Genomic DNA, 11671 nt, shown 5'->3' with positions numbered 1-11671 from the left:
GCCGTCCTCGAGCACCTCGAAGTCGGCAGCGGTCAGATCGGGCACCATCGCCCCGTCGCGGGTCGGGTACACATCCACGCGCACGACGTTGACGCCGCCGCGAAACGCCTGCCCGGTCTGAGTCTGGGTCTGGGTTGGAGTCTGGGTCTGCGGTTGGGTCGCGGCGGGCGTCTGGGTATGGGATACCGACACCAGACCAGCCAGCCCCACCGCCAACACGGCTGCGCAACCACGCCGGCCACTCGTGCTCACGGGTGGAGTATACGCCAGGGGCTTGGGAATTGGTACTTGGGGCTTGGGGATTGGGGCTTGGGGCTTGGGAAGAATTGAACACTGAAAATCTGCGTCTAATCTGTGGTTAATCTGTGGCTGTATTTCTGTTGATCCCATTGGTGGCCTAAGGCACGGCCGGCAGGCCCGGCAGCTCCATCAGTGGCCCCGGCACCGGCTCGAACCGCTGCGCGAATCCCTGCAACTGGCCGTCGCGGCTGACGGTGACCAGCCGCACGGCGGTGGCCCTGGCCCCTGCGCGGAAGAACGGCTGCAGCCCAATCTCGCCGGCGGCCTCCACGGTGACCGTCGGCTTGCCGGTCTCCAGGTCGAAGCCGGCAACGGCTTTTGAGACGAGCGGCATCAACACCTGGTTCGGCAGCGGCAACGGGCTGCCGGATGGCCGCGAGGGGAGTGACGCGCTCCATCGCAGGTTGCCGTTCTTGCGGTCGACAGCGCGCAGCACGTTGTCGCGTGCGGCGAAGTAGATGCGGTGCTCATCGGCGGCCGGCAGCCCCGAGACGTCGCCGCCGACGCGCCACGTCCAGCGCTCGCGGCCGCTGGTGAGGTTCACGCTGACGACATCTTTGGCCGTCGTGCCGAACACCAACTGGTCATCGAGGGCCAGTAAGCCGGTAATGCGAGCGTCGAGTTTACGAGACCAGGTGGTTTCGCCGGTCGCGAGCAGCACCGAGACCAGCCGGTTGTCGGCGAGCGGCAGGAAGAGGCGATCGAGCGCGGGCGCCGGCGCCGCCGCCAGGGCCGAGCCGAGCGCCTGCCGCCACACCAGTTGGCCGTCGGCGGCCCTGAAGGCGGCGAGGTCACCGTTGGGGGTGGAGGCGAGCAACCACCCGGTGTCCCAGTACAGCGAAACGGCCGCGCCGCCGGGGAGCGGTGCGCGCCAGCGCGCCGCGCCGGTCAGCGCGTCGCGCGCTTCGATCGTGGCTTCGGTCACGGTAAACACCAGGCCGTCGCCCGCGGCCGGCGTGAACGGCGTGGCGACGTCCAGCCGCCAGCGGACGGCGCCGCTGTCGAGATCAACCGCCACCAGCTGTCCGCCTTTGAGCGGCACGAATGCGGTTGAGGCATCGAAACCGGCGGCCGCGGCGGGCGCAGAATCGAACGGAAGCGACCAGCGCGGGTCGAGCGGCGCGACGGTCGCGGCCGGCTCCTGAAGAATCGCGACGAGCGCCGCCAACAAAACAGCCATCAGCCCTTATAATAGTGGCTTACCCTCTCATTCGAGATTTCGTGGCCCACCAAACCATCATCGTCCTCGATTTCGGCTCGCAGTTTACCCAACTGATCGCTCGCCGTTTGCGCGAGCTCTCGGTCTACTGCGAAATACTTCCGTTTAACACCTCGCTCGACGCCATCAAGGCCAAGGCGCCGATTGGCGTCATCCTGTCGGGCGGTCCGAGCAGCGTTGACGAAGAGGGCGCGCCGCACTGTGACCGCGCGGTGCTCGACCTGGGCGTCCCGACCCTGGGCATCTGCTACGGCATGCAGCTGATGACCGAGATGTTGGGCGGCACGCTGGGCCGCTCCGCGCACCGCGAGTTCGGCCACGCCCTCGTCCGGCGCGAGCCGGCCACGCCGTCGCGGCTGCTCGAGGGCATTCCAGACGAGCTGAAGGTCTGGGCCAGCCACGGCGACTTCGTCGCGGCGGCCCCGCCGGGCTTTACCGTCGCCGCGACCAGCAACAACGCGCCGGTGGCGGTGATGGAAGCCGCGGATCGCGGCTACTACGCCATGCTGTTCCACCCCGAGGTGGCACACACCGACCGCGGCACCGACCTGCTGCGGAACTTTGCCTTCGGCGTCTGCGGGTGCACCGGCGACTGGACCATCGCCTCGTTCATCGACGAGGCGACGGCCCGCATCAAGGCCCAGGTGGGCAACGGCCGCGTGGTGTGCGGCTTGTCGGGCGGCGTCGATTCCACGGTGGCCGCGTCAATCATCCATCGCGCCATCGGCGACCACCTGCAGTGCATCTTCGTCGACAACGGACTGCTGCGGCTGAACGAGGCCCAGCAGGTGGTGGAGCGCTACAAGAAGCTGGCTTTGCCGGTTCACCACGTCGATGCCACCGACATCTTTCTGAGCCGGCTGGCCGGCGTGACCGATCCGGAGACGAAGCGCAAGATCATCGGCGCCACGTTCATCGACGTGTTCAACGAGAAGGCCCAGGCGCTGGGCGACTTCGACTTCCTGGCGCAGGGCACGCTCTATCCCGATGTCATCGAGTCGGTCTCGGTCCGCGGACCGTCGGCCACCATCAAGAGCCATCACAACGTGGGTGGCCTGCCGGAAGGCATGAAGTTCAAGCTGGTGGAGCCGCTTCGGGAGTTGTTCAAGGACGAGGTGCGGCGCGTCGGTCGGGATCTGGGCATCGAGAAGGAATTCCTGGTCCGCCAGCCGTTCCCGGGCCCCGGGCTCGCCGTCCGCATTCTCGGCGACATCACCCGCGACAAGATCACGCTGCTGCAGAAGGCCGACGCCATCGTGGCGGACGAGGTCCGCAAGGCCGGGTGGTACGAGCGCATCTGGCAGAGCTTTGCGGTGCTGCTGCCGGTGCAGAGCGTCGGCGTGATGGGCGATGCCCGCACCTACGAGTTCACGGTCGCCGTGCGCGCGGTCGAGAGCCTCGACGGCATGACCGCCGACTGGGCGCGCCTGCCGCACGACCTGCTCGCCACGATCTCCTCGCGCATCGTCAACGAAGTGCGCGGCATCAACCGGGTCGTCTACGACATCAGTTCGAAGCCCCCGTCGACCATCGAGTGGGAGTAATCGCGCGGTGAAGGACTTCGTTCACCTGCACCTGCACACCGAGTTCTCGCTACTCGACGGCGCCTGCCGCATCGACGAGCTGTTGGACGAGGCGGAACGGCTGAAGATGCCGGCGCTGGCTGTCACCGAACACGGCAACATGTTCTCGTCGGTGGTGTTCCACGACGCGGCGCGCAAGCGCGGGATCAATCCGATTCTGGGGTGCGAGGTCTACGTTGCCCCCGGCGACCGCCGCGACAAGAGCGGCACACCCGGTGAGACGGCAAACCACCTGGTGCTGCTGGCCGAGAACGAGCAGGGGTTCAAGAACCTCATCAAGCTGGTGTCGTCGGGATATACCGAAGGCTTCTACTACAAGCCGCGCATCGACAAAGCACTCCTCGCGCAGCATGCCGAAGGCCTGATCGGCCTCAGCAGCTGCCTCAAGGGCGAGGTCGCCTGCGGGATTCGCGCGGAGCAGATGCCCAAGGCCCTCGCCGCCGCGGCGCAGTACCGCGACATTCTCGGCAAGGGCAACTTCTTCCTCGAAATGCAGTTCCAGGGCATCGAGGAACAACGCATCGTCAACAACGGCCTGCTGCCGATTGCCCGCGACCTCGAGATGCCGCTGGTCGTGACCAACGACGTGCACTACCTGCGGCACGGCGACCACAAGCCGCACGACATCCTGCTGTGCATCGGCACCGGCAAGTCGGTGAACGACGAGAACCGCCTGAAATATCACGGCGACCAGTTCTTCCTGAAGACCGCCGCGCAGATGGCCGAAGTGTTCGGGGACTATCCCGAGGCCATGCAGAACACGTTGCTGATCGCCGAACGCTGCAACGTCACCATTCCGTCCGGCCAGAACCACCTGCCGAAGTTTGCGGTCCCTGAAGGGTTTACGCTCGACGAGTACTTCGAGCACGTCACGCGCGAGGGCTTCAAGCTGCGGCTCGAGCGCCTGCGCCAGACTGACGAGAAAGGCGAGCTGCGCCACACCCTGGCGGAGTACGAGGAGCGCCTCACGTACGAGATCGCGATGATCAAGAAGATGGAGTACCCCGGGTATTTCATGATCGTGTGGGATTTCATTCGCTACGCGCGCGAGCACGGCATTCCCGTCGGCCCGGGCCGCGGTTCGGCGGCCGGGAGCCTCGTGGCCTGGGCGCTGCGCATCACCGATGTCGACCCCCTGCACTACGACCTGATTTTCGAGCGCTTCCTGAACCCGGAACGCGTGTCGCTGCCCGATATCGACGTCGACTTCTGCGAGCGACGGCGTGGGGAAGTGATTAACTACGTGACCGAGAAGTACGGCCGCGAGAACGTCTCGCAGATCATCACCTTCGGCACCATGAAGGCCAAGGCCGTCATTCGCGACGTCGGCCGCGTGATGGACATGCCGTACGCGGATGTCGACAAGATCGCCAAGCAGATTCCACCGGCGCTCGACATGACGCTCGAGAAGGCCCTGGCCGAAAACCCGGTGCTCCGCGACATGGCGCGTGCTGACGCCCGCGTCAACGATGTGCTGGAGATGGGCAAGCGCCTCGAGGGCGTGTCGCGCAACGCCGGCGTCCACGCGGCCGGCGTCGTGATCGCCCCCGGCCCGATCACCGACTACGCGCCGCTGTTCAAGAGCAACCGCGACGAAATCACGACCCAGTGGGCCATGAAGGAGGTCGAACGCGTCGGCCTGCTCAAGATGGACTTCCTGGGCCTCAGCACCCTCACGCTGATCCAGGACGCGCTGGCCGAACTGAAGCGCACCGAACACATCGTGCTCGACATCGACAACGTGCCGCTGGACGATGCGAAGACCTACCAGCTGTTCGTGGATGGCCAGACCTACGGCATCTTCCAGTTCGAAAGCTCGGGCATGCGCGAGATCCTGCGGCGGGCCAAGCCGCAGCGGCTCGAAGACCTGATTGCGATGAACGCGCTCTATCGGCCCGGCCCCCTCAAGGGCGGGATGGTGGACGACTACATCAACCGCAAGGCCGGGCGCAGCGTGGTGAAGTACGACCTGCCGGTGCTCGAGCCCGTGCTCGCCGATACCTACGGCGTCATCGCCTACCAGGAACAGGTCATGCGCATGGCGTCGGTGGTGGCCGGGTTCACCATGGGCCAGTCCGACGTGCTCCGCAAGGCCATGGGCAAGAAAGACCCGAAGGTCATGGCCAAGCAGCGCGAAGCCTTCATGAAGGGCGCGCTCGAGAAGAACGTCAACGAGAAGAAGGCCAGCAAGATCTTCGAACTGATGGAGTTCTTCGCCGGGTACGGCTTCAACAAGTCGCACTCGACGGCGTACGCGTTCCTGGCGTACCAGACCGCGTACCTGAAGGCGAATTACCCGCGCCACTTTGCCGCGGCGCTGCTGACCATCGAGGCGGCCAATACCGAGAAACTCGCCGTCTACATCAGCGAGTCTCGCGAACGCGGGATCGCGGTGCTGCCGCCCGACATCAACGAAAGCCAGTTGCACTTCACGGTGGTGCCGGAAGGCGTCCGGTTCGGGCTGACCGCCATCAAGGGGCTGGGCGAGGGCGCCATTCGCAGCCTGATCGAGGTGCGCGAACGCACCGGGCGCATCACCTCGGTCCACCAACTGTGCGAAGAGTTGGATCTGCGACTGGTGAACAAGAAGGTGCTCGAGGCGCTCGTGAAGTCCGGCGCCTGCGACAGCCTCGTGCCAACCGGCGTGCCGCTGATTGCCGGGCGCGCCAAGCTGTTCGGCGCCGTTGACAGCGCCATCGAGCACGGCAACCGCACCCAGCGCGACCGCGACCAGGGCCAGGCCGACCTGTTCGGCGGCGGCGACGAGGGCGGCTTGTCGATCATCCGGCTGCCAGATTCGCCGCCGTGGACCGAGATGGAGTTGCTGTCGAACGAGAAAGAGGCACTCGGGCTGTACCTGAGCGGCCACCCGATCGATCGCCACGCCGACAGCCTGCGCGCGTTCGGCGCCAAGACGGTCGGCGACCTGATGCTCAGCGACATCCCGGAGGGTGTGGACGGCGTCCCCGGCCGCCTCGTGATCGAAGACGTGTATGTTGGCGGCATCGTCGGCGGCTTCCGCGGCCTGAAGACCAAGAAGGGCGATCCGATGTGCGTGTTCACGCTCGAGGATCACCAGGGTTCGGTCGAGGTGGTGGTGTTTCCCGAGATGTACGGCAAGCACCGCATGGTGATCGAGAACGGGGCGCTGCTACTGGTGCGCGGCAAGTTCGAGCGCGACGAAGAGAATTCGCGCTTCCAGTGCACCGAGATCATGCCCCTGGCGCTGCTCAAGGAGCGGCTGTCGCGCGGGGTCAGGATCCGGTTGAAGGCCGCCTGCCCGCGTGAGACGATTGAGGCGCTGTGGGAACTGCTGCCGAAGCACCGCGGCGACCGGCCGGTGGCCCTCGAGGTGGAGCTGAACGGCGGCTCGCGCCACGTCATCGTCCGCGCCGAGGTAACATCCTCGATTCGCGTGCGGACCTCGGAACAGTTTGTCGCGGACGTTGAACGTATATGCGGACCCGGTTCAGTAACCGTACACTCGTAGCCCTGATCCCTGATCCCTGATCCCTGATCCCTGAATATGCCCGATCTGCTCGAATTCGAAGAACCGATTGCCGTCCTGCTGAAGGAGATCGAGGCGTTATCGACGCTGGCGATCAGTGAGGACCGCGACCGCGAAATCGCGCGGCTCGAGGCGCGCGTCAGCGCCATCCGCGGGGAGCTCTACAAGAACCTGACCCCGTGGCAGCGGGTCCAGGTCGCGCGACACCCGGGCCGGCCGACCACGCTCGACTACGTCGAGCGCCTGTTCACCGACTTCGTCGAGCTGCACGGCGATCGCCGGTTCGCCGACGACCATGCCATTGTCACCGGAACGGCGTTCTACAAGGGCGCGCCCGTGATGGTGGTCGGCCACCAGAAGGGCAGCGACACCAAGCAGAAGATCTACCGCAACTTCGGCTACGCCCGGCCCGACGGCTACCGCAAGGCGCTGCGCACCATGGAACTGGCGCAGAAGTTCGGCCGGCCGATCGTCTGCTTCGTCGACACCCCCGCCGCCTATCCCGGCATCGAGTCCGAGGAACGAGGCGTGGCCGAGGCCATTGCCCTCAACCTGCGTGAGATGGCGATGCTCGAGGTCCCGGTGATCGTGATCGTGCACGGCGAGGGCGGCAGCGGCGGCGCGCTCGGCATTGCCGTCGGCGATCGCATCCTGATGCACGAGTTCGCGATCTACAGCGTGATCCCGCCCGAAGGCTGCGCCGCGATCTTGTGGCGCGACTCGGCCAAGAAGGTCGAGGCGGCCGAGGCGCTCAAGATCACCGCGCCGGACCTGTTGCAGCTGGAGATTATCGACGAGATCGTGCTCGAGCCCGTCGGCGGCGCGCACACCGACCCGCAGCAGGCGGCGGCGCTGCTCGACGTGGCCTTGCAGCGGTCGCTGGCCGAGGTCTCGGCGCTTGGCGTCCAGGAACGTCTCGACCAGCGCTACGCGAAGTTCCGCAAGATGGGATCCGTCGGGATCATCGACGCGTAACGTGGCGGTCCCTCCAATCTGGAACACGCGTCCTCACGACGAGGCGCAGGCCGCCGAACTGGCGCGCACGCTCGGCTTGTCGCCCATCACGGCGCGCCTCCTGGCCATCCGCGGCCTCACCGATCCGGACGAGGCGTCGCGCTTTCTGAAGCCGTCCCTCGATCAACTCCTCGACCCGTTCCGCCTGACGGATGTCGGCAAGGCGGCCGACCGGCTGCTCGCCGCCATTGCCGCGAAGGAGCGCATCGCCGTCCACGGCGACTACGACGTCGATGGCATCACCTCGACCGTCATTCTGCGCCGCGCCCTCGAGTTGCTGGGCGCCGACGTTGGCCACTTCATTCCCGAACGGCTGACCGACGGCTACGGCCTGCAGCCCAACACGATCGATCGCCTGCACGCCGAAGGCGTGAAGCTAATCGTGTCGGTGGACTGCGGCATCCGCGGCGCCGAGGCCGCCCGGCGCGCCCGTGCCCTCGGCGTGGACCTGATCATCACCGACCACCATGAGCCGGACACCGACCTGCCCGACTGCTTCGCCGTCGTCAACCCGAAGCGCCACGATTGCACTTACCCCGACAAGAACCTGGCCGGCGTCGGCGTCGCCCTCAAGCTGGTACAGGCGCTCTGCCACCGCACCGGCAAGTCGGCGTGGCTGCCGGCGTTCGTGAAGATCGCCGCCATCGGCACGCTTGCCGACGTCGTCCCGCTCGTGGGCGAGAACCGAATCATCGCCAAACTGGGTTTGCAGATGTTGACGAAGGGCCCGCACAAGGTGGGCCTGCGCGCGCTGCTCGAGGCCGCGGGCCTGACCGGCAAGACCATCGACGCGTACCATATTGGCTTCATGGTGGCGCCGCGCATCAACGCCGCCGGCCGCATGAGCACCCCCGACATCGCCACGCGGCTGCTCCTGGCGTCGGACGATGCGATGGGGGAAGAGGCGAAGGCGCTGGCGGCCCAGCTCGAGGCCGAGAACACGCGCCGCCGCACCGAGGACCAGGACATCCTGGCCAAGGCCAAGACGATTGTCGAGTCGGATCCCGATGTCGGCGCGCAGAGCGTGCTGGTGGTGGCGGGGGAGGGCTGGCACCGCGGCGTGATCGGCATTGTCGCGTCGAAGCTGGTCGATGCGTTCTATCGTCCCGCGATCGTGCTGTCGATTGAAGACGGCATCGCTCATGGATCGTGCCGCAGCATTCCGGGCTTCGACATGCTGGGGGCGCTTGAATCGTGCGCCGGACTGCTGACTCGCTTCGGTGGTCACAAGCAGGCCGCGGGGTTGCAGTTCGAGGCGTCCCGCCTCAAGGAGTTCCGCCAGGCGGTGAACGCGTTTGCCAGCAACTGCCTGGGTCCGGACGACCTGCGGCCGCGCCTGTGGCTCGACGGCCCGCTCAAGCTGAACGAGCTGAACGACCGCGTGATGAGCGAGTTCGCTGCCCTCGCGCCCTTTGGCCCCAGCAATCCCAAGCCCCGCTTTCACACCGGACCGGTCGCCGTCGTCGACGGGCCGCGGATCCTGAAGGAGCGCCACCTGAAAATGAGCGTGAAGCAGGAGGGCCGCGTGCTGCGCGCCATCCAGTGGAACGCCGCCGAGCGCGAGCCGAAGCTCACGGCCCAGAAGGACGGCGTCGAGATCGCCTATACCGTCGAAGAGAACGAGTTCCGCGGTGAGAAGTACGTGGAACTCAGGTTAGAGGACTTCCGGGCCGCGGATTCCAAAACAGCCACAGATTAAACACCGATTAACACCGACTAGACACCGACTAGACACCGATCAGACACCGATCAGACACCGATCACTCCTGCCGAAGCGCCTCCACGACATTGATGCGGGCCACGCGCCAGGCCGGGAGGTACGAGGCCGCAACTGATGCCGTCGACAGGATCGCGAACACCGCCAGGTAAGAACGTGGGATCCAAAGCAATCGGCGGCTGTTTCTTGGATCTGCGGCTGGTACAATCGGAGGCGTGGCTTCCTGGCAGAAACGCGCGCAACTCGTCCTGGCGGTCGTCGCCATCGGCGTGATTGGCGTGGTCGGTTACACCCTGCGGCCGCGCCAGGCCCGGGTCGCACCGCCGCAGATCGAGCGGCTCGATCCGAAGGCGACCATCGAGACGCGCGGCGGGGACGTGATCCAGCTCAAGGGCTCGCGCCAGGACGCCCGCATCGAATTCGAGAGCCAGGTCACCTACGACACGGGCGAGACCAAGCTGGTTAGCGTGAAGGTGACGGTCGACAACCGCGCCGGCCGCAGTTACACCATCACCGGCCAGGAAGCGCGCGTCGGCAAGGACCAGGCCAGCTACGACCTCAAGGGCGACGTCAAGCTCGAGACCACCGACGGCCTGACCGCGTTTGCCGAAGCCGCCACGTACTCCGATACCGAGAAGATCGTGAAGGCGCCCGGGCCGGTGCGCTTCACCCGCGGCCGCATGTCCGGCACGGGCATCGGGTTCACGTTCGACGAACAGCGCAATACGCTGTGGCTGCTCGACCAGGCGGTCATTCATGTCGCGCCCAGCAGCGACAGCGGGCCGATGGATGTCACCGCCGGCGCCTTCGGGTTTGCCCGCACCGATCGCTACATGCGCTTCGAGCGGAACATGCGCATGGATCGCGGCGGCCAGATCATCGAGGCCACCGAGGCCATGGTCCACCTGTTTGCCGATCGCGACGAGCCGGACCTGATCGAGTTGCGCGGCAATTCACAAGTCAGCGGCGGTCCAGGCATGGGCGCACTGCAGTCGATGTCGGCGCGCGACATGAACCTGGACTACGGCGACGACGGGCGGACGCTGCAGCAGGCGACGCTGGCGGGGCAGAGCCAGATCCAGCTGGCCGGCAACGGTGGCGCGGCCGGGCAGCGACTGAGTGGCGAGTTCCTCGACGTCGCCCTCGCGCCGGACGGCAGCGTCAAGCAGCTGTCATCGCGACAGAACGTCAACGTCACGCTGCCCGCCACGCGTGACACGGCGGCGCGCACCATTCTCGCCAACGTGCTGACAGCAACCGGCGGCGCGCAGGGCCTGTCGGTGATGAAGTTCGGCGAAGGCGTGAACTACACCGAGGCCGCCTCGAAGACGCAGGGCGCACGGGTCGCGCGCGCGCAGAACCTGGATGCGCAACTGGACCCGGCGGCCGGCTCGTTGCAGGACGCCACGTTTACCGGAGCCTTCCATTTCACCGATGGCCCGCTCACGGCCACCAGCAACCAGGCCCGCTACCGGATCCAGGCCGGGACGCTGGCGCTCAGCGGCAAGCAGGGCAACGCCGACCCGCAGATCAAGACCGACGCGCTGACCATCGACGCGGAAACCATCAACGTGACGCTCAATCCACGCAAGATGGTGGCGGCCGGCAAGGTGAGAAGCGTCCTGCTATCCCCAGGCAAGCCCGTCGGCGGCGCGACTGCGGCGAAGCGGCCAGGACTGCTCGGTGACAAGGAGCCGGTGCACATCATCGCCGAGTCGCTGACCTACGACGAGGCGCTGCGCCGCGGCGAGTACAAGGGACAGGCGCGGCTGCTGCAGGGCCAGACTCAGATCAACGCCGACGCTCTGACCATCGACGAGAGCAAGGGCGACCTCACGGCGGTCGGCAAGGTGATCACCACCCTGGCCATCGTCCGCAAGGACGCCGAGGCCGGCGCACCGACGCCGACGACGATCGGTCGAGGCGGATCCTTCACCTATACCGACCAGGCGCGGCGCGCGGTTTACCAGACTGCGGCGACCCTCGATGGCGAGAGCGGGAACCTGCGCGCCGAGAAGATCGAGATCGTCCTCGCGGCCGGCGAGAACAGCGTGGGACGCCTCGACGCCACCGAGAAGGTGACCGCCATTGTCGACAAGCGCACGGTCACCGGCGCGCGGCTGTCGTACGAGCCGGCCGAAGAGAAATACGTGGTCACCGGGGCGCCGGTCACGATGATCGACGCCGAGTGCCAGGAGATGAGCGGCAAGACGTTGACCTTCTTCAGGGCGTCCGATAAAGTCCAACTCGACGGTAATGACGAAGTCCGCTCGCAAACCAAGGGCGGCGGCAAGTGTGTCCCGATATCCCCCAAGTAGCGCCCCCCATTA

At 66.4% G+C, this 11671-nt stretch carries 7 protein-coding genes; 5 read left to right on the top strand and 2 right to left on the bottom strand.

All coding sequences use genetic code 11. The features are described from left to right. Positions 1-252 (bottom strand): hypothetical protein (locus Q8T13_03960; protein ID MDP3716904.1); only part of this gene is annotated, 252 nt, incomplete at its 3' end. A 145-nt stretch (positions 253-397) separates the two neighbouring features. Beyond that, a complete protein-coding gene (locus tag Q8T13_03955) occupies positions 398-1480 on the bottom strand; it encodes a PQQ-like beta-propeller repeat protein (protein MDP3716903.1) in 1083 nt (360 codons plus the stop codon). 14 nt (positions 1481-1494) lie between these two features. On the opposite strand from Q8T13_03955, the gene guaA reads away from it, so the two are divergent. From guaA to lptC, 5 genes are all read left to right on the top strand, one after another. After that, complete coding sequence (gene guaA, locus Q8T13_03950; GenBank protein MDP3716902.1) at positions 1495-3063, top strand: glutamine-hydrolyzing GMP synthase; 1569 nt, start codon at positions 1495-1497, stop codon at positions 3061-3063. Positions 3064-3070: 7 nt separating this feature from the next. Then, positions 3071-6592, top strand: coding sequence for a DNA polymerase III subunit alpha (dnaE, locus tag Q8T13_03945; protein ID MDP3716901.1), 3522 nt, complete (start codon positions 3071-3073; stop codon positions 6590-6592). A gap of 36 nt (positions 6593-6628) precedes the next feature. Beyond that, positions 6629-7585 (top strand): acetyl-CoA carboxylase carboxyltransferase subunit alpha, encoded by a 957-nt coding sequence (locus Q8T13_03940; protein ID MDP3716900.1) that lies wholly within the window; start codon positions 6629-6631, stop codon positions 7583-7585. Position 7586: 1 nt separating this feature from the next. After that, positions 7587-9323: a single-stranded-DNA-specific exonuclease RecJ gene (gene recJ, locus Q8T13_03935; protein ID MDP3716899.1), complete on the top strand. Its 1737-nt coding sequence runs from the start codon at positions 7587-7589 to the stop codon at positions 9321-9323. 233 nt (positions 9324-9556) lie between these two features. Continuing rightward, positions 9557-11659 (top strand): LPS export ABC transporter periplasmic protein LptC, encoded by a 2103-nt coding sequence (lptC, locus tag Q8T13_03930; protein MDP3716898.1) that lies wholly within the window; start codon positions 9557-9559, stop codon positions 11657-11659. The last annotated feature ends 12 nt before the right edge of the window (positions 11660-11671 follow it).

The sequence above is a fragment of the Acidobacteriota bacterium genome (genome assembly GCA_030697165.1).
GTDB lineage: Bacteria > Acidobacteriota > Vicinamibacteria > Vicinamibacterales > UBA2999 > 12-FULL-67-14b.
Note: the sequence above shows the minus strand (reverse complement) of the source record. Positions and strands in the feature narration are given on the sequence as shown.